The organism is Acinetobacter sp. SwsAc6 (genome assembly GCF_013391565.1).
In the GTDB taxonomy this organism is placed as follows: Bacteria; Pseudomonadota; Gammaproteobacteria; order Pseudomonadales; family Moraxellaceae; genus Acinetobacter; species Acinetobacter cumulans.
The window spans coordinates 111,273-131,871 of record NZ_JACAXE010000004.1 but is presented as its reverse complement, the minus strand read 5'-3'; the positions used below and the strand labels follow the sequence as shown (position 1 = coordinate 131,871).

Sequence of the window (20,599 nt, the reverse complement as noted above, 5' to 3'; positions counted from 1 at the left end):
TAAACTACTGTTTATAAAAAATATTTAATAGAATTAAAAAATTAGATGCAACAATTACATACAGTTTTAAAGCTAAATAAGCTTAAAATTCGTGCTAATCTAAATTAAAAAGAGAAAGATAAATTTTAGCCTGTATTTTATCGCGTTAAGTGTATTTTTCTTGAACAGAGTATTTTATTAATAAATGAAAACTATCAACTGATAAATTTTAATTATAATTGTACATGGGGTCGATAGTGCTTAAGTCTAATCTCCTAAAGTCTATCTAGGACTAAAAAAAAACACATGATAAAACATCATTATTACTGATCTACAACGCAGCTCAATGTGTTCAGATCACAAAATGGATAAGTAATTTAATTAGAATTCGGGTAAGAAAAACGTGTCTACATCAGTATTAGTAATTAACTGCGGGTCTTCTTCAATTAAATATGCGTTGGTTTCTGAACGTCGTGAAGACCGTATTTTCGGTTTGGCGGAAAACCTAGGCTCACCTGAAGCTCGAATCAAAGGAATTACCACTGGTGGTGAAGCACTTGAACTGTCTATTCCAAATGCTGATCATGAAAAGGCACTAGAAACCATTCTTGAGCGCTTAGCACATCACAACCCACAAGCGATTGGTCACCGTGTTGTACATGGTGGCACACTTACCAAAGCTGAATTACTGACACCTGAAATTATTGAACGTATTCGTGAAGCAACGCCACTTGCACCACTTCACAACCCAGCGCATTTGGTTGGTATTGATGCCACTATGCGTTTGTTCCCGCACTTGCCGCAAATTGCGGTATTTGACACAGCATTCCACCAAACTATGCCGTCGCATGCATACCGTTATGCATTGCCTAAATTCCTCTACACCATGCATAACGTACGTCGTTATGGCTTCCATGGGACCAGTCATGCTTATGTATCAGAACGTGGCTCTCAACTTGCAGGAAGTTTCAAACAAGGTGGTTGGTTAACAGCACACTTAGGTAATGGTAGTTCAACCTGTGCAATTTGGAATGGCCAATCTGTAGATACTTCTATGGGTCTCACTCCTCTTGAAGGTGTGGTGATGGGCACACGTAGTGGTGATGTCGACCCAAGTATCCATAGCTTCTTAGCATCAAACTTAGGCTGGGATATTTATAAAATTGATAAAATGCTAAACAGCCAATCTGGCTTACTTGGCTTATCTGACCTTTCCAACGACATGCGTACGCTAATTGAAGCGGCAGATGAAGGCAATGAAGATGCAGCACTTGCAATTGAAGTCTTCTGCTACCGTTTAGCCAAATCTTTAGCAGCACTGAGCTGTGGCTTACCACGTATTGATGGCTTGTTCTTCACAGGTGGGATTGGTGAAAACTCAGCACTCATTCGTGAAAAAACCTTGGCATACTTACCACACTTCGGTTTTAACTTGAGTAAAGAAAATAACAATGCATTAAAACGTGGCACTGAAGGACGTATTGATGCAGGTACAGGCCCACAAATTTGGGTCGTTCCAACCGATGAAGAAGGCCGTATTGCCAAAGAAACAGAGCATGTAGTGGCAGCATTGGAGCGCCCTACAACAAAAAAGTCTGAACCAGAAACTGAAGTTGCATAAGCAACTTCGGTGTTCATTTCAGCCCTTGCTTTAACATATTTTAAAACTTAGCTTTTTTGATTTTGACATTATGAAAACGATTTTACTTGTACCCACTGGGGAAAGCGTAGGTTTAACCTCCGCATGTTTGGGCTTAATTTATGCGTTGGAATGCCAAGGCATTAAAGCTGGTTTTTTAAAACCTTTTGCCCAGGAAGCACAAAGCACGACAGATCGCACAACTGCGCTTTACCGTCACCTTTTTAGCAATGAAACAGTTGAACCGATTGCTTATACAGAAGTTACACGTCGCTTAAGTCATGATGAAAATGATGAACTGCTAGAAGATGCTGTTCGCCTACACCGTGAAATTGCAAAAAAGCATGATCTGATTATTGTTGAAGGCTTAGTGCCGAATAACCGTGATGCTTTTGCTTCAGAGCTTAATGCAGATCTTGCCAAAGCACTCGATGCAAAGGTGGTGATTGTGAGTACGGCTGATATTCGCAATCCTACAGAAACACTTGAAAAAATTGAAACACAAGTACGTACTTTTGGCGGTGCAAACAATTCACGCGCTGCAGGTGTATTGTTCATGCGAACCAAAGGCCTGCCTGAAAGCGCAGCCCAAGTGCCGGTAACACTTGATCCAAGCTTACGTTTAATTAGCGATAGCACTCAATTTGCAAATCAGCTACAAGCATTAAATGTACATATTGGTTCTGAAAACTTTCCAATTATTGGCCTCGTCCCTTTTAGTAATACCCTGAGTGTGCCACGTATGTCTGATCTTGCATCGCATATTGCCGCACACTGGATTAACGAAGGCGAAGCCAAACAACGTCGCGTATTACATAGCAGTTTGATTGCATCGAATATTGAGCATGAGCTACATAAATTTGTGGCGGGTGAGCTGATTATTAGTGCATCTGACCGCATTGATGTGTTACTGGCAAGCAGCCTTGCAAGTAGTAACGGTATTCCATTGGCTGGTTTAGTGCTCACAGAACACCATGCGCCCAATGAAAATGTTTTAAATTTCTGTCAAACCGCAATCAAGCAAGGTTTGCCTATTTTGCATACCCCGCTCAGCACCTTTGACACCGCCGAAAAACTAGCGAAGCTGAGTAACGAAATTCCAGTCGATGATACGGAACGTGCCGAGCAAGTGACACGTTTTGTGTCGAGTCATATTGACCCTGAATGGATTACTCAGTTGATCAATGGCTCTTATAAGCCTCGCCTTTCGCCTTCGGCATTCCGCCATGAATTGGTACAAAAGTCGATTGCAGCCAAAAAACGAATTGTATTGCCTGAAGGTGATGAGCCACGTACGGTACAAGCCGCTGCCATTTGCCAAGCACGTGGTATTGCTCAATGTGTGCTATTAGCCAAACCAGAGGTTGTGGTTGAAGTAGCGAAGGCACGTGGTATTGAGTTACCACACGATCTTGAAATTATTGATCCCGACTTAATTCGCGACAACTATATCGAGAAAATGGTTGAGCTCCGCAAAGGTAAAATGAACGAACTGCAAGCGCGTGAACAGCTACAAGACACCGTTGTATTGGGTACGATGATGCTGGCACTCGATCAAGTCGATGGTTTGGTTTCAGGTGCCGTACACACAACAGCCAATACTGTACGTCCTGCATTTCAGCTGATAAAAACTGCACCAGACTATTCATTGGTATCTTCTGTATTCTTTATGCTGTTGCCAGATGAAGTCTATGTATATGGCGACTGTGCGATCAATCCAGATCCAAATGCAGAGCAATTGGCTGAAATTGCAATTCAATCTGCAGACTCTGCCAAAGCCTTCGGTATTGACCCGCGCATTGCAATGATTTCTTACTCAACAGGTACATCGGGTGCTGGTGCAGATGTTGAAAAAGTTGCTGAAGCAACGCGTATTGCGCAACAACGTCGCCCTGACCTGCTTATTGATGGCCCATTGCAATACGATGCTGCATCTGTAGAAAGTGTTGGTCGCTCTAAAGCACCAGACTCTAAAGTGGCTGGCCGTGCCAATGTGTTTATTTTCCCAGACTTAAATACAGGTAATACGACTTATAAAGCGGTTCAACGCTCTGCCGATGTTGTCAGCGTAGGTCCAATGTTGCAAGGCTTAAACAAGCCAGTGAATGACTTGTCACGTGGTGCATTGGTGGATGATATCGTCTTCACGATTGCCCTCACTGCTATTCAGTCTGAGCAACAAGTTGCTCAATAATCTTTAATACCCAGTTTTCCAAACCATCTAATTAAACAATTGGATGGTTTTTTTATGTGGATTTCGTATAAGTAATTTATGTTAAATTATTTTATTTAATAAAATGACCAAGTTGATTTCGTGTTAATTCAGGTAGATTTAAACTTATATTACTATTTTTTAATACATAAACTTTATTCTTCTCTAGTATTTCGATTGTTTCTAGCAAATCATTAATTACAGCACTTAAGTCAACTTCATAGACTTCACAAAGAACAAACAAATGTTCAATGTTGAAATTCATGTGTCCAGATTCTAATTTTGACATACTAGATTTATTAATTTTAACAAGATTAGCAGCTTCATATTGGTCTAACTGCCTATTGGATCTATATGTGCTAAATAATTGACCTAAAACACAATTTAAATTAGTTTGATAAATGAAATTATCCATAAGAGAAAGTAAAAAAACCTATAAATTTACTATAAATATATAGAAAAAAATAAATTCTAAAAGATATTTTTTTTAAACTAAGAATTTTTCAAATAAAGCAAAGTTTCTAAAATAGAAATTTTGCTTTATTTGAAATCTGATTGTATTATACATTTTAATTACGATTTGTTTGGAAATTCCATGAAACAAAAATTACCTAGATATGAAATGCATAAATATTGGGGGAAAAAACCACCTCAAGATCTTGCTAGACTTCTAGAAAAATATACTAAGGTAAATGATTTAGTATTTGACCCCTTCTCTGGGTATGGAGTGTTTGCTTGTGAAGCTATTTTACTAGGTAGGAAAGCGATAAGTCATGATCTAAATCCTGTGGCAACTTTCATTCAAGAACAATTGTTAAACCAAGATATAGATTTAAAAAAATTTAAAATTGAAATAGAAGCCATTCTTTCCGAAGTAGAAAAAGACGTAGGTTCCGTATATCAAACAGTATGCCCTCTATGTAATTGTCCAGCACCTATCACAGCTAGTTTAAGAACTAAAGAAGACGTCCTTTTAGTGAACAAAATCTCTTGTGATTGTTCAAGAGCTGCCATTGAAAAAAATGTAGATGATAGTGATCTCCAACAAATTAAGGATATCGAAAGTCATATAGAAATTCCGAAACATCCGAATACATTACTTATTCGGAATGGTCGAATAAGTGCTAAAGAGGGTATGTATACAGATCATTTATTTACTAAACGAGCACTTTTAGTTCACACCAAGATTTGGAAAAAATTAAAAGAAATTGATGATTTAAGTATTAGAAATTTAGCTCTATTTGCTTTTACATCTAACTTAGCCAATTGCTCACGCTTAGTTCCACCTATAAAAAGTAGAGGGGCTATGTCTGCTGGAGCATGGATGACTGGTTTTTATACAGGTGAAACATACATAGAAAACAATGTCTTACACTACTTTAAAAATAGATTTAAAAAAGTTTTAAATGGGAAAAAAGACTTTTTAGGTAGCTTAAATGGAAGAATTAATAAAGTAGAGGATATTAACGATTTATATGTTAGCTCTAATGGTGGTTATGCCATTTTAAATGGAGATGCAAAAAAATTAACCATTCAAGATGAAACTGTTGATTATATTTTTACTGATTTTCCTTATGGAGATTCTGTACCATATTTTGAACAAAGTATCCTTTGGAATACTTGGTTAAATTTTGATGTGCAATATCAAGAAGAAATTGTAATTAGTGACAGTAAACAGCGTGAAAAAGATCAAGTTAATTTTGCCAAGGATATTCGGCAAGCAGTAGAAGAAATTTATCGGGTTTTAAAGTTCCAAAGTTACTTTACTTTTACATTCCATTCATTAGAAGGACGTGAATGGTATGCTCTTATAAAATCTTGTTTAGATTGTGGCTTTGTCATTGAAAATATTGAGGAAATGACTCAAAAAACTTTACCACCAAGACAGTTGAATAGAGCTGTAACTATTAAAGGTGACATGTTAGTGACCTTTAAAAAGGTAAATAAAAATCGTGAAATTACTTATCTATCAGAAGATCAGACATTGAGTTGCTTTGATGAGATTATTCAATCTGATAAAAGTTTTTCAGAAAATTATTCTTTACTAATACAACATTTCTTTAAAAATTCACTGATTTTTAGTGAAATCAACATGTCTGAAGAAATATTAAAACGGATGAAATAAATTAAAAAATATGGGGGGAACTCCCCCATATTAAGTAATTATTATTACTTTTTATTTTATAACGATAACTGACAAGGCATTTACTTTATAAGTCCCATTGAATGTTGGATCTTTTTGATATTTGTACTTAATAGTCATCAAATTTTGAGAAGTTAGATTATTAATTAAATTATCAACCTTTAGCTTAATATCCGTTAGATTTCCTTTCAGTGGTCTTGGATCTTCATATGAATCCTTATAGGCTAAAAAAATATAAAATCTATTATTATTTTTGAATAATCTTTCACCTTGATATTTATAATTCCACCAACACGCCTTTTTTAAATTCTGTTCTGTTTCTTTAACTAGTTGAGAGCGACTGAGTGTAATGTTTGTAAGAAAGGTACTGATAGATGGATCTACAGATGCATATTTCTTAAGTTCATTGATCAAGTCAAGCTTTGTGAACTGACCATAATTTGGTAAAGAGTATTTCTTTTTTACTGACTTATAAAACTCTTTAATTTCTTGAATTTCTGTAACATTTGCTCCAACCACATAGTCATCATCTCCATTTGCTGGGACTAAACCTGATTTAAGTAAATTATAATACTCTTCTGATAGGTGAGTTACCTTTAAGTCAAAGGGAACAATTTTGCCATTCAGCTCTATTAAAAAATCAACATATTTAATTTTTCTTAGAGTTGGTATTACATTCGGATGATCATTAAATATGTGTTCTAGTAGATCAGAAGATGCTTGGTTATAGTATTGCCAATAAATATAGTCTTGAACACTATTGTTAATAAGGTCATGTATTCTTGTATCTAACTCTTGTTTAGATTGAATAGTTTTATCCCGAACTAATCCACTCACAAGATCATTCAAATTATCATTTCGTACACCACATTTGACACTGGTGAATCCTTGTAAAATGGTAGGTAAGTACTGTTCTTGATCTTGGCGTATAGATTTAACAGCAGGGTATTCCGATCTTATAAAATTAATCAAATCCTGAATGGAAATTGTGGAATCATAAATCACTTGATAAAGATCATCAGGTTTTGGTTTTTTAGGTAGGGAAAGTTTTCTCTGGGCTATTAATTTAAGCAAATGTTGTTTATCTAAAGATCTGACTAAAATATATTTACTAAATCCTGGCTTTTGCTGTAATAAGAATAAATCAGTATTTCTTTTCTCAAAGTCTGTATGTAATTGATTAAAACTCATTTGTTTCCTCCTAGCAATTAGAGGAACTTATAGTTGAAGTATCAATAAATCAAGAAATAGTTTTCTTCAATCATGATGTAAATATTTATATATTCTTAATTTTCTCTAAAATTAACATAATACGCGCTATACAAAATGCTCTCTCTTCATTCTATAAAAATCATTCTTTTAACCACTATCCAAAAGCCCAACTCCTGCTAATTGGACTTTTTGATACAAGCCGTCATATTCAACGCTCAAGATCCACTCATTGTTTCGCACGACTATTTAGTATGAATTCGTCATAACTTTTGCACCAGCCACACCGTATGCCCCGCACAATCAGCATCTTCAGCAGTCATCTTTAACACTTTAAAGCCATGCTTTGCCAGTAATGCCCGATACTCTGCTTGCGACAAACTGGCATGATACAAAGCATCACCAAACATCTCTCCAATCGCCTCACCTTCTGCTGGGCCACTTGTAAACATGAGTACTGTGCCTTGAGCTGACAGTTTGGCAAATTGCCCAAACATCTGACGCTGCTCCTCTGGTGTTAAATGAAAGAAACTATCCCATGCCAAAATGCCTTGAAATTGTTGATTCAGCTCGACTGTACGCATATCTGCCACATGCCAATTTTGACTAGAGAAATTACGCTGTGCCATGTCTATCATCACAATTGAAGCATCTATGCCAGTTATCGTATGGCCTTGCTGAATCAAATAATGCGCAATCGGCCGCCCCGAACCACAACCCAAATCTAAAATTTCAGCTTGCTGTAGCAATAAGGCTAAAAAAGCATCCAACCACTGTTTTTCATATAAATATTCACCACGCAATGCAGTCCAAGCACGACCATGTTTGTTATAAATATCAATAATATTTCGGGCAAGATGCATCTGATTAGTCATCACGAATGCCAAGAGGATTTTTAAATCAGTATAAAGAAATCGAGAACAGAAAAATTTATTTTTAGAATAAAATACAAAATTGCAGACATAAAAAAAGAAGATGAAGTTTTAAACTTGATCTTCTTTCTGTCCGTACATCCACGTTGCGGCGATATAAATTGAGAAGCCTACAACCATCAAAACACTTGTAACTGTCATCATTATGACCTGTGATTTATGTTGAGTTTATTATGCGAAAGTTTTATGACAGTTATATGACAAAGCTGTCATAATTTTAATAATATTTTTTAATAATAAAAACAACAACTTAAATATTTAATTTTAAATTTAAGTCAAAAATTCTCTGTAATATGACAGCTAAATATTTCAAACTGATGCTGAAAATAACCTACAAAAAACCAAAGCCTGTACAGATATTAAACTTTCGCCCAAAGCACAGACAAAACACCCACAGCTTGAGTTTTTTGCCTTATAATTTAGCCCGCTAGCTATCAGCCCGCTCAAGAGATTTTTGTATGACAACTATTATCAAGCAAGATGACTTGATCACATCGGTTAAAGATGCGCTTCAGTTCATTTCTTACTATCACCCACAAGACTTCATCCAAGCGATGAGCCGTGCGTATGACCGTGAAGAAAACAAAGCAGCAAAAGATGCGATCGCTCAAATCTTAATTAACTCTCGTATGTGTGCAGAAGGTCATCGCCCGATCTGCCAAGATACAGGTATTGTTAACGTATTCGTTGAAGTGGGCATGGACGTTAAATTTGATTTAACGATGAGCTTAGATGATGCGATTAACGAAGGTGTACGCCAAGGTTACCTAGAAAATTCTAACGTACTTCGTGCTTCTGTACTTGCAGACCCTGCATTTGGTCGTAAGAATACCAAAGACAACACCCCTGCTGTGATCTATCACAAACTTGTTCCTGGTAACAAAGTAGATATTACTGTGGCAGCTAAGGGTGGCGGTTCAGAAAACAAATCTAAACTTGCAATGCTTAACCCATCTGATTCAATCGTGGATTGGGTTCTTAAAACTGTTCCGACTATGGGTGCAGGCTGGTGTCCTCCTGGTATGTTGGGTATTGGTATTGGTGGTACTGCAGAAAAAGCCATGATGCTTGCAAAAGAAGCATTAATGGAAGAACTCGACATGGACGAATTACTTCGTCGCGGTCCACAAAGCAAACTTGAAGAACTTCGTATCGAAATCTTCGAAAAAGTAAATGCGCTTGGTATTGGTGCTCAAGGTCTTGGCGGTTTAACAACTGTACTCGACATCAAAATTAAAGATTATCCATGTCACGCTGCAGGCAAACCAGTCGGTATGATTCCGAACTGTGCTGCAACTCGTCATGCACACTTCACGCTTGATGGTTCTGGTATTGCACATATCATGGCGCCTAAACTTGAAGATTACCCAGAAGTGACTTGGGATTCTTCAACGTCTAAACGTGTAGATCTAGACAACATCACGCAAGAAGAAATGAACGCTTGGCAGCCAGGCGACACGCTTCTGCTTAACGGTACCATCTATACAGGTCGTGACGCTGCGCACAAACGTATGGTTGACATGCTAAACAACGGTGAAGAACTTCCTGTTGATCTTAAAGGCAAGTTTATCTACTACGTAGGCCCAGTTGATCCAGTTGGTGACGAAGTTGTAGGCCCTGCAGGTCCAACAACTGCAACGCGTATGGACAAGTTCACACGTCAAGTGCTTGAAGCAACTGGCATGTTCGGTATGATTGGTAAAGCTGATCGTGGTCCTGCTGCTGTTGAAGCAATTAAAGACAATAAAGCAACTTACTTAATGGCTGTGGGCGGCGCTGCATACTTAGTATCGAAAGCCATTCGTGAAGCTGAAGTTGTTGCTTTCGCAGACCTTGGTATGGAAGCAATCTACAAATTTGTCGTTAAAGATATGCCTGTATCTGTAGCAGTTGACGTAAACGGTACTTCTGTACACGCAACTGCACCAAAAATCTGGCAAGCTAAAATTGGTAAAATTCCAGTAGTTGACGCTGCTGCAAAATAATTTTGTCCAGTAAAAAAGCACCCTACAGGGTGCTTTTTTTTGGTCTGCTGTTTTTATTGCCTTATATCGCCAAATCCTTTGTGCTGTATTTAAGACCTGTTATGCTTTTTAGCTTAATAAAAGATAATGCAGATAAAAATATAAGCCGGAAGATGAATAAGATGCGATGGAAATTTAAGATAAAACCCTCGATCTATCGTGCTCTGCTTCTCAGCACGAGTGTATTGATGAGTTCTGCCTTAATGGCTCAACCCGTTCAAGAAAAAACCTTAGATCATTTAATCGAACTTTCTAATTTTACTGGAATGATTGCTCAGTCCAATCAGAATATGCGCCCAATGTTTGATGCACAAGCCGAAGATATTTTGAAAAATAATTTAGGTGTGCTTGAGCTTTCGAGTGAGCAAAAACATGTCGCTCAAAAAATCAGTTTATTGCTACAAAAGACCAATGAAGCAATTATTAGCAATCCTAAATTTTTACACATGATTCGCAAGAACTTCCAACAAACCTATACAGAAGAAGAAGCACAAGCTTATATTCAGTTTCTTAGCACACCAATGGGACAATCGATTAACCGCAAAAGCAGTGTCATGACCAATAATATTCTGCAAGAAACCTTAGCGATTAGTAACGAAATTCTGAACCAACCCTTACAAATGCAGAAATTTAATGAGCAATTGGCTAGCCTCATTCAACCCCTGCTTTTAAAAAGCAAAAGCTAACTGTTCAGCACAGTCCAAAGCAATCCACTGCACCTTACCAGGTCAGTGGATTCCATAATTTGAATGGCTTCACCAACTGAACATCTGTTTTAGGATCATACTTTTTTGCTTTTAATTTTTGAGCACTGTGTCGAACTTTGCCTCGTTGTTCATCTTGTGCCACAAAGTTATAACTTGACGATTTTCTTTCAGTAAATGCAATTTCACTGCGCCCTGTTTGATCCGACATTAACATTAAAGCACCACTAACCGAACGACGTGTCGCCATGTTTTCTTCATCATATTTAATAAAATATGATTGCCCTGCTTCTACAGTAAAGTCGAGGTACTTGGGTTTTTGAAAGTGATTTACCCCCAATGGTCGACTGGTTGATAATCGATAGTTTCCTGCTGGCAATTCCACCCAATAATAGTGATTGTTCAATAGACTCGGAATACGCTCACTATTGAGAAATAAACTACTCGCAACAATTTCTTGCCGATTCCATTTACTGTCTGGCCGGTATAAATACACAATTGCTGCTTGAGAATGCTGTGGCTCTACAGTCTGAAAATGACGGCCTTGTTTTTGATTCACCCAGCCACCAATGGTAAACATACCAAGACGGTATTGTTCCATAATGCCAGGTGCTTGCTCTGGATTGACGGATTTTAAGGTTGAGCTTAACGCTGGTTGTTGTTCAACACTTGATTTTCCATGACAGCCCAGCAACGCCAAACTACTTAATATGGTGATATATACAACACGCATGATCATCCCTCACTGCGTTTTTTCTTATTGTCGGCTAACTTTCTTTTAAAACTTCGACTTTTAAAATTATGATGTTTAGGCATCCGCGCCAATCATCTGAGAGTAACATTCAGTTTTTATTTTTTAAATAAAAAACGTGTGAAAAACAGCGTTTTCCACACGTTTCTGACGAATAGCAGGCTTTAAATTTCAAGCCTGTTCGGCCAACTGTTGATTAAGCAGATTTTGAATCAATGACTTTCAAATCTGCTTTTGGTGCGACTTCTTCTTGAGTTTTTGGCTGACGCTCAGCTTTAAACTCAGGTTTCTCTTCACCATTAATTACAGCTTCATTGACCACAACCGTGCCAACGTCTGTGCGACTTGGTAAGTCATACATGGTTTCAAGCAGTGAGTTTTCTAAAATAGAACGCAAACCACGCGCACCCGTATTACGGTCTAATGCTTTTTTAGCCACAGCGCGTAATGCAGAATCTTCAAATACTAAATCAACATTTTCCATATCAAATAAATATTGATACTGACGTGTTAACGCATTTTTAGGTTCTGTCAAAATTTGCATCAATGCTTCTTCGTCCAACTCATCTAAAGTTGCAATCACTGGCAAACGACCGATAAATTCAGGAATTAAACCAAATTTAACCAAGTCAGTTGCTTCAACTTGACGGAACAAGTCAGAAAGCTTTTTAGATTCGTCTTTCTTACGCACTTCAGCGGTAAAACCAATACCGCCTTTTTCTTGGCGCTGTTGCACAATTTTCTCTAAACCAGAGAATGCACCACCACAAATGAAGAGAATATTCGAAGTATCAATTTGAATAAATTCTTGCTGTGGATGCTTGCGACCACCTTGAGGTGGAATTGACGCAACCGTACCTTCAATCATTTTCAGCAAGGCTTGCTGTACACCTTCACCAGACACGTCACGTGTAATCGAAGGGTTTTCTGATTTACGAGTAATTTTGTCAATTTCATCAATATAGATAATGCCTTTTTGGGCTTTTTCTACATCGTAGTCCGCTTTTTGCAAAAGCTTTTGAACAATATTCTCTACATCTTCACCCACATAGCCTGCTTCAGTTAGTGTTGTTGCATCTGCCATTGCAAATGGAACATCTAACAAACGTGCAAGCGTTTGAGCAAGTAAAGTCTTACCAGAACCTGTTGGACCAACGAGCATGATGTTACTTTTTGAAAGCTCAACACCATCTTCAGGCTTTTTACCGCTGGTCGAAACTTTCAAACGTTTGTAATGGTTATATACCGCTACAGACAACGTCTTTTTCGCAACATCTTGACCAATCACATATTGGTCTAAGGCAGCACGGATCTCATGCGGTTTTGGTAATGGCTTAGAAGCCCAATCACTCGAATCAACTTGTTGACTGGTTTGTACTAAGTCTAAGCATACGTCCACACATTCATTACAGATATATGCGTCCTCGCCTGCAATCAGTTTCCCAACTTCAGACTGCGTTTTACCGCAAAATGAACAATGCTTTTGTCCTTGAGGATGTTCGGACATATTCACTCCAATATAAAAATCTTTAAATTTTATGGACGTTTAGATAAAACTTCGTCCACAAGACCATATTCTTTTGCCTGCTGTGCAGTCATAAAGTTATCACGGTCAGTATCTTTTGCTAAACGCTCGTAGTCTTGGCCACTGTGTTCAGCCATTAAACGATTCAAACGTTCTTTAATAAACAGAATTTCACGCGCATGAATCTCAATATCAGATGCTTGACCACGGAAACCACCAAGTGGTTGGTGAATCATCACACGTGCATTTTCAAGGCAATAGCGCTTACCTTTGGCACCAGCATTCAGTAAGAACGCACCCATCGATGCCGCTTGACCCATACAGTAAGTCACCACGTCTGGTTTAATAAACTGCATTGTGTCGTAAATCGCCATACCAGCAGTCACTGAACCGCCCGGTGAGTTGATATACAAATGGATATCTTTATCTGGGTTTTCAGCTTCTAAAAACAACATTTGCGCAACGATTAAGTTCGCCATGTTATCTTCCACTTCACCTGTTAAAAAGATGACGCGTTCGCGCAAAAGGCGCGAGTAAATATCGAAAGAACGTTCGCCGCGTGATGACTGTTCAACCACCATTGGCACAAGTGCGTTTTCAATTGTTGGAACATACATACGTTTATTTATTCCTGAATTTTTCTGAGTTGACCCATATTCACAATATGAGGGATATTTTTCGAAAATGCAAAAGTTTCCCAATTAAATAACAGATATTTTTTGCATAAGCATTGTGAATTTAGGACATATTCCATTGCGATTTGGCGATAAAAAAAGGCGCTCTAAGCGCCTTTTTTTATTTAGCTAAGAATTAGCCTTGTTGACGAGCTTGTTGCTCTTTCAATAAGTCTTCATAGCTTACTTTTGTATCTGTTACTTTAGCAGACGCTAAGATGTGATCTACAACTTGATCTTCAAGAATAACAGCTTCGATTTGAGCGCGCTGTTGCTTGTCGTTGTTGAAGTATTCAATCACTTCTTTAGGATCTTCGTAAGAAGAAGCCATGTCTTCGATGTATGCATCTACACGTGCAGCATCAACTTCGATTTTAGCTTCAGCTAAAACTTTGCTTACCAATACGCCAAGTTTAACTGCTTTTTCAGCTTGTTCTTTGAACAATTCATCTGGAAGCATGCTTGAGTCAAATGCTTTCGCACCTTGAGCACCAAACTGTTGAGTGAATTGTTGGATCATTTGTTGACGTTGACGATCAATTTCTTGAGTCAACATTGCTTCTGGAAGCTCAACTTCGTTCGCAGCTACAAGGGCATCAAAAGTTGCGCCTTTCACTTGGTTGCGAAGACCGTTTTTCACTTCACGTTCCATGTTTTTACGAACGTCAGCTTTAAGTTTTTCAACGCCTTCTTCTTCAGTTAGACCGAAGATTTTAAGGAATTCAGCATCAATTTCTGGAAGCTTTTGTTTTTCAACAAGTTTAACAGTGATTTTGAATTGAGCAGCTTTACCAGCAAGGTTTTCGGCTTGGTAGTCAGCAGGGAAAGTTACATCGATAACTTTTTCTTCGCCTTTCTTCATACCAACGATGCCGTCTTCGAAGCCAGGAATCATGCGACCAGAACCTAAAACAAGTTTAAAGTCTTCTGCAGAACCACCTTCAAATTTTTCGCCATCAACTGAACCTTCGAAATCAAAAGTTACTTGCATGTCTTTTTTAGCCATGCCTTTTGTTTCAGCCCAAGCTGCACGTTGTTTTTGAAGATTTTCAATCATCTTCTCAACGTCTTTGTCATTTACTTCAGTTGCTTTACGTTCAACAGCTAAACCGTCAAATTTAACTTCAACTTCTGGGTAAACTTCTACAGTTGCTTCATAAACTAAAGCATCATCTTTAAGTTCAGACTTTTCGATGTTCGGCATGCCAACAGCGTTGATTTTTTCTTGTTGAATTGCTTCAAACACAGTGTCACGAATAATGTCGTTCACTACTTCTTGGTAAATGCCCGCGCCATATTCACGACGAACAACGTTTACAGGCACTTTACCTTGACGGAAGCCGTTGATCTTCACAGTTTTGGCAGTGCGTTTCAAGCGAGCTTCAAATTGCTCGTTAATACGGCTCGTCGGTACAGATACATTTAAACGACGGGCAACGCCCGAAACCGCTTCAGAAGTTACTTGCATGGCTTCCTCGATATTTTGTTAGTAAAAACAGTTTTTAAAAAAGTGCCACATTATATGACAACATTTCAAGATATACAAAAGCGGATTATAACACCATACATATCAGCATGAAGGATGAACTTTCAGTTTACATAGAATCTAGAAATTACATTTTAAATTGGTTATTTTTTAATTTATTATTGCAAATGATAAACTTTCTCATTATTATTAGCGTGCAACTCCTTAACTGATTGTTTTTTTTATTTTATTTAGCGGATTTTTACCATGGGACATATTAAAAACCATAAAAGGCACGCTCACTTAGCAGCCGCTTCACTTATTAGCATTTCATCCCCCCTAGCTTTTGCTAGTGATGATAAAAATGTGCAACAGATGGATAAGATCACTGTTGTTACTGAGCAACAAGATAGCTATTACATTAAAGAATCCAGTAATACCAAAATAACGACGCCTTTATTAGACACTGCACGTACGATCAATATTATTTCTAAAAAAGAGATTGATGAACGTGGCGCAACGTCTTTACAAGATATTCTACGCACAACCCCTGGTGTCACTTTAGGTGCTGGCGAAGGTGGTACGCCTATGGGCGACCGTCCATTTATTCGTGGCTATGAGGCGAGTACTGACATTTTAATTGATGGTATGCGTGATTTTGCCCGTGGTTCACACGAGGCTTTTAATCTCGAAGCTGTCGAGGTGACTAAAGGGCCAGGTTCTGTGTATTCAGGTCGTGGTTCGACAGGCGGCACCATTAACCTCATTACTAAAAAACCTAAAGATCGTACTGAATCTGAAGTGACGTCGGAATATCAAAATTCAGGTAAAGGCCAAACCAAATATCGCTTTACCACTGACAATAATGTGGTGTTAAGTGATCATATTGCAGTTCGTTTGAATGCCATGCTCGATCAAGGCGAAGTCGCACGCCGTAATGGCGTCGATGTTGACCGTTGGGGCATTGCACCCACCATTACATTTGGCTTGAATACCCCTACACGCGTCACCGCTGGCTACAGTCGTTTAGAGTTTAACGATACCCCAGATATGGGTTTACCATTTAGCAATGCTAAAAATCCAGATCGTAAGACCCCAATTGAAACGATGCCATTTGAAACTAACTTTGGCCGACCAGACATCGACTTTAGAAACTATACATCTGAAAGTTTCGACTTAAGTCTCCAACATGATTTCAATGAAAAATTTAAACTCAATTTTGTTGCTCGTGATTTAGAAACGATCCAAGATTATTTCTTTACGCGTTTAAGTTTTGGCTGTGCAGCCAGCAGTGGTACAGCATGTGAAACTGAATCCAATGGTTTAACGTATGAGCGTAATGATCGTACGTCTTACCTTACCAGTCATGTCAATAGTGCACAAATCAATTTACAAGGCGAATTCAATACTGGGGCGATTAAACATAATTTGGTCACAGGAGTGGATTACAGCAAAGAGCGTATTGGCAATAAGACCATGACCGTCACTGGTGCAGGTCGTGAGGTGACTGATTTCTATAATCCAACCAATCCAGCACATCCTAATTTCAACATTGCTTATGGTGACCATGCAAAAGCTGGTGAAATTAAAAACTTAGGTGTTTACGTCACAGATACTATTGGTCTCAATGATAAATTGGACTTAAATCTTGGTATCCGTTTTGATGATTATGAATCGACTAACTTTAAAGATACTGTTTCAGACAATTTAGTGAGCTATCAAGTTGGTTCAATTTTCAAAATTACACCAAATGGTCGTTTATATGCGAACTATGCAACATCACTGAATCCAAGTGGTGATAACTTAGGTCAAGCTGGCGGTGCAGATGGTGTCTCAAGTGGTAACCGTTTAGCAGACAATATTGATCCTGAAAAAAGTCGCAGTATTGAAATTGGTACAAAATGGGAGCTGTTTAATCAACGTTTAGGCTTAAACGCTGCGCTATTTGAAACGCGTAAAACCAATGCACGATCAACAGACCCACAGGGCATCGTCACCATTGATGGTGAAAACCGTGTTCGTGGTATTGAATTGAGTGCAACAGGCAAACTTACACCGCGTTGGGATATTTCCGCAGGTTATAGCTATTTAGATAGTGAGCTATTAGATGGTGGTTATGTGAATGCAGGAACAAGTGCTGCACCTAACTATGTAACTAACCCATCTAATGGCAACCAGTTAAAATTCATTGCTAAACACAATGCAAATTTGTGGACCACTTACCAAGTGATGGACAAATTCACTGTCGGTGGCGGTGCAACCTACATGGGTAAACGCTTCGTTGATGATAGTAACGACTACTACCTACCCGATCACTTACGTTTAGATGCCTTTGCGAGTTATCAACTTATGCCTGAATTTGGTTTGCAATTGAATGTTAACAATATTACTAATGAACGTATTTATGATGCATCTCACGTTGGGGTTTTCTCAACAGTCGCACCAGGCCGTTCATTCTCTGTAAAAGGTACATATCGTTTTTAAAAATTTGTACTAAGCACACAAAAGGATGCTCATTTTAGGTTGAGCATCCTTTTTCCACACCACATCTCAAATCTTATATTGTTCAATACTTTCCGGACTTCTTCTTTTGTATGAAGATAGTACTGGAAATCATTCATAATTAATTTCAATAAATAGTTTGTTTTTTAATCTAAATAATCAATATCTATTAAAATCAGTGGATTGTTTACATATTGTTACACTATTTCATCTTATATATAGATTATATATTACTAATCTATTGTCAAAAACAATAGCAAAGACAAGTAAAAACAAATAAGAATTATTATTATTCGCAAACTAATTCACAACTATATTTTCAGGGTTGAAATGGCTTTCATTAAAACACGTAAGAAAATTGTTTCTTCTGCAATTGCTTCGTCTCTCTCTGTTATTGCAATGAATGCTGTTGCACAAGAACAAGTCACTACACTTGAAACCATTCATCAAGATGTTCAAGCTGAGCAAAAACAAAGCTTAAAAGTAGATAAATCAGCGAACACAAAATATGTTGCACCACTACTCGATACACCAAAATCAGTATCGGTAATTTCTAAGCAATTGATTGAAGATACTCAAGTTACAACGTTAAGTGATGCTTTACGTAATGTTCCTGGTATTACCCTAGGTGCAGGTGAAGGTGGCAACCCGAATGGTGACCGTCCATTTATCCGTGGCTTCAATTCTGAAAGCTCAATGTATGTCGATGGTGTTCGTAGTGCTACATCACAAAGCCGTGAAATGTTTGCTGTTGAGCAAGTTGAAGTAACCAAAGGTTCTGCATCTGCAATGGGTGGCGCAGGTACAACTGGCGGTAGCATCAACATGATTTCTAAAGTGGCTAAAAAAGGTGACTCTTTAGAAGGTTCTGTTGGCGCAGGTACAGATAATTACCAACGTATTACCTTAGATGGCAACAAAGACTTTGGTAATGGTATTGCAACACGCGTAGCTCTCATGGGCCATCATAATAATAAAGCAGGCCAAGGTGATGATGGTGCTGAATATGCACGTGTGGGTATTGCGCCAAGTATTACTTTTGGTTTGGATACCCCGACTCGTGCCACTGTAAGCTACTATTATTTAAAATCTGATGATACCCCTGATTCAGGTGTCCCATATCAATATAACACATCTAAATTAGTAACTGCAGGTAAACCTGTAGATGTTCCGCAAGGTATTTATTATGGTTGGAAAAATCGCGATTTCCAAAAACAAGAAAACCAAATTGGCACACTTAAACTTGAACACGATTTAACTGATAATTTAACCATCAGCAATGTCGCTCAGTACTCGAATTCAAAAAATAATTATGTATGGACACAGCCAGATGACTCACAGGGCAACGTTGCTCAAGGTGAAGTATGGCGTCGCTCAAACTCAAAAATTACTGATACCAACACATTTACAGATCAGCTGTCTTTAACTGGTAAGTTGAATACTGGCTCACTGGTTCATTCTTTTAATACAGGTGTTGAATACAGCAAACAAGATTCTGACCGTGGTGGATATACATTAAACGATACTACTGCTAACGGATCTAATCCTAATAGCGGTACATCTCAATGGAACGTTAAACCAGGTGGTACGCTTGGTGCATGTGCAAATTCTGGCATGGGTATTGGTGCAGACTCTAACTACTGGTGTACTTCTCTTAACAATCCAAACTCGAATGATCCATGGCTAGGTAGCATCACTGCAAATCCAAAAACTTCGAATGTTACGACCAAAAATACTTCTGTCTATGCATTAGATAGTATCAAAATTAATCCACAATGGATTTTGGATTTAGGCATCCGCTGGGATAAATTTGAAACAAATCTAAATAATTACGCAACCAATAAAAGTTATTCATCAGATAACGACTTTTTCAACTATCAAGCTGGCGTGACATTTAAGCCAGTAGAAAATGGTTCGATCTATGCAAGTTTTGCAACTTCATCTAATCCAATTGGTGTAGATGCAGGTGATGGTTCTGAAGGCTTAAGTACCCCAGGTGGCCGTGGTCCAACTGAAGAACAAGCAATTGCAAACAACAATCTCAAACCTGAAGATGTCCACACAATGGAAATCGGTACGAAATGGGATCTGTTCAATGAAAAATTGAATTTAACTGCTACTATTTTCCGTACTGAAAAAACAAATACCCGTGCAACAGATACGGATGGCTACACTCGTAATATTGGTGAAACACGTGTAGACGGTCTTGAGCTTGGCGTTAATGGTAATATCACTAACAAATGGGCAGTTTCTGCAGGCTATACATATTTAGAAAGTACAATTGTTGATGATGGTCCAAAAGACAGCAATGAAGGCAATCAAGTTCAAAACGTTGCAAAAAACTCCGCAACTCTTTGGACAACATATGCATTTACCCCATCATTTACCCTCGGCGCTGGTGCAGTAGCAATGGATAAAGTTTATGGCGATGCTGCAAATACGAAATTTGTTCCAGGTTATGTACGCTACGATGCAATGGCACGTTATAACGTCAATAAAAATGTTGATTTGCAGTTAAACGTAAACAACCTTTCTGACAAACGTTATTTCACTAAAGCATACGCATCTCACTATGCAACAGAAGCTGAAGGCCGTAGTGCTGTACTTTCTGTGAACTTCAAATACTAAGTTCAATATCAATCCATCTCAATGTATTCAACAACGCCCCTTTTCACAGGGGCGTTGTTGTCTTTGCGCCATAAGATTCGCGCCTAAAAACCAAACTTTATGGTTTTTTCTAATTAACTCGCTATTCTTAAGCAAGAATTCCCTCACATTACGCACAAATTAATATTGATAACTATTATCATTATCAATACAATTCACAGCAATTGTTACAG

Annotated in this window: 14 protein-coding genes; 7 read left to right on the top strand and 7 right to left on the bottom strand. The window is 38.1% G+C overall.

The features are described from left to right. The first annotated feature begins 382 nt into the window (after nt 1–382). Both HYG93_RS04345 and pta read left to right on the top strand, forming a co-directional pair. Complete coding sequence (locus tag HYG93_RS04345) at nt 383–1,600, top strand: acetate/propionate family kinase (protein WP_106985158.1); 1,218 nt, start codon at nt 383–385, stop codon at nt 1,598–1,600. 70 nt (nt 1,601–1,670) lie between these two features. Beyond that, nucleotides 1,671–3,812, top strand: a complete 2,142-nt coding sequence (gene pta, locus HYG93_RS04340; protein WP_120365162.1) for a phosphate acetyltransferase — start codon at nt 1,671–1,673, stop codon at nt 3,810–3,812. A 91-nt stretch (nt 3,813–3,903) separates the two neighbouring features. On the opposite strand, the gene HYG93_RS04335 is transcribed toward pta, so the two are convergent. Next, nucleotides 3,904–4,245: a helix-turn-helix transcriptional regulator gene (locus HYG93_RS04335; RefSeq protein WP_106985156.1), complete on the bottom strand. Its 342-nt coding sequence runs from the start codon at nt 4,243–4,245 to the stop codon at nt 3,904–3,906. A gap of 180 nt (nt 4,246–4,425) precedes the next feature. Between HYG93_RS04335 and HYG93_RS04330 the strand changes: the two genes are divergently transcribed. Further along, nucleotides 4,426–5,955 (top strand): DNA methyltransferase, encoded by a 1,530-nt coding sequence (locus HYG93_RS04330; RefSeq protein ID WP_106985155.1) that lies wholly within the window; start codon nt 4,426–4,428, stop codon nt 5,953–5,955. Between the two features lie 51 nt (nt 5,956–6,006). On the opposite strand, the gene HYG93_RS04325 is transcribed toward HYG93_RS04330, so the two are convergent. Together HYG93_RS04325 and HYG93_RS04320 are read right to left on the bottom strand one after the other, a co-directional pair. Then, nucleotides 6,007–7,164, bottom strand: a complete 1,158-nt coding sequence (locus tag HYG93_RS04325) for a hypothetical protein (RefSeq protein ID WP_106985154.1) — start codon at nt 7,162–7,164, stop codon at nt 6,007–6,009. Between the two features lie 281 nt (nt 7,165–7,445). After that, the gene (locus HYG93_RS04320) at nt 7,446–8,057 is read right to left on the bottom strand and encodes a class I SAM-dependent methyltransferase (protein WP_106985153.1); all 612 of its coding nucleotides are present in this window, start codon (nt 8,055–8,057) and stop codon (nt 7,446–7,448) included. Between the two features lie 515 nt (nt 8,058–8,572). Here HYG93_RS04320 and HYG93_RS04315 point away from each other — a divergent pair. Further along, nucleotides 8,573–10,099, top strand: a complete 1,527-nt coding sequence (locus tag HYG93_RS04315; protein WP_106985152.1) for a fumarate hydratase — start codon at nt 8,573–8,575, stop codon at nt 10,097–10,099. Nucleotides 10,100–10,326: 227 nt separating this feature from the next. Beyond that, the gene (locus HYG93_RS04310) at nt 10,327–10,824 is read left to right on the top strand and encodes a DUF2059 domain-containing protein (protein ID WP_227865810.1); all 498 of its coding nucleotides are present in this window, start codon (nt 10,327–10,329) and stop codon (nt 10,822–10,824) included. Nucleotides 10,825–10,858: 34 nt separating this feature from the next. Here the strand turns inward: HYG93_RS04310 and HYG93_RS04305 are convergent, their stop codons facing one another. The 4 genes from HYG93_RS04305 to tig form a co-directional block, all read right to left on the bottom strand. Continuing rightward, nucleotides 10,859–11,575, bottom strand: coding sequence for a DUF2846 domain-containing protein (locus tag HYG93_RS04305; protein WP_178961897.1), 717 nt, complete (start codon nt 11,573–11,575; stop codon nt 10,859–10,861). 214 nt (nt 11,576–11,789) lie between these two features. Next, nucleotides 11,790–13,100: an ATP-dependent protease ATP-binding subunit ClpX gene (gene clpX / locus HYG93_RS04300; protein ID WP_106985150.1), complete on the bottom strand. Its 1,311-nt coding sequence runs from the start codon at nt 13,098–13,100 to the stop codon at nt 11,790–11,792. Between the two features lie 29 nt (nt 13,101–13,129). Then, nucleotides 13,130–13,735, bottom strand: coding sequence for an ATP-dependent Clp endopeptidase proteolytic subunit ClpP (gene clpP / locus HYG93_RS04295; protein WP_067666729.1), 606 nt, complete (start codon nt 13,733–13,735; stop codon nt 13,130–13,132). Between the two features lie 193 nt (nt 13,736–13,928). Further along, nucleotides 13,929–15,260 (bottom strand): trigger factor, encoded by a 1,332-nt coding sequence (tig, locus tag HYG93_RS04290; protein ID WP_106985149.1) that lies wholly within the window; start codon nt 15,258–15,260, stop codon nt 13,929–13,931. 372 nt (nt 15,261–15,632) lie between these two features. Here tig and HYG93_RS04285 point away from each other — a divergent pair, with 372 nt between their 5' ends. After that, a complete protein-coding gene (locus HYG93_RS04285; RefSeq protein WP_256733384.1) occupies nt 15,633–17,741 on the top strand; it encodes a TonB-dependent siderophore receptor in 2,109 nt (702 codons plus the stop codon). A gap of 348 nt (nt 17,742–18,089) precedes the next feature. Next, complete coding sequence (locus tag HYG93_RS04280; RefSeq protein ID WP_178961892.1) at nt 18,090–20,387, top strand: TonB-dependent siderophore receptor; 2,298 nt, start codon at nt 18,090–18,092, stop codon at nt 20,385–20,387. The last annotated feature ends 212 nt before the right edge of the window (nt 20,388–20,599 follow it).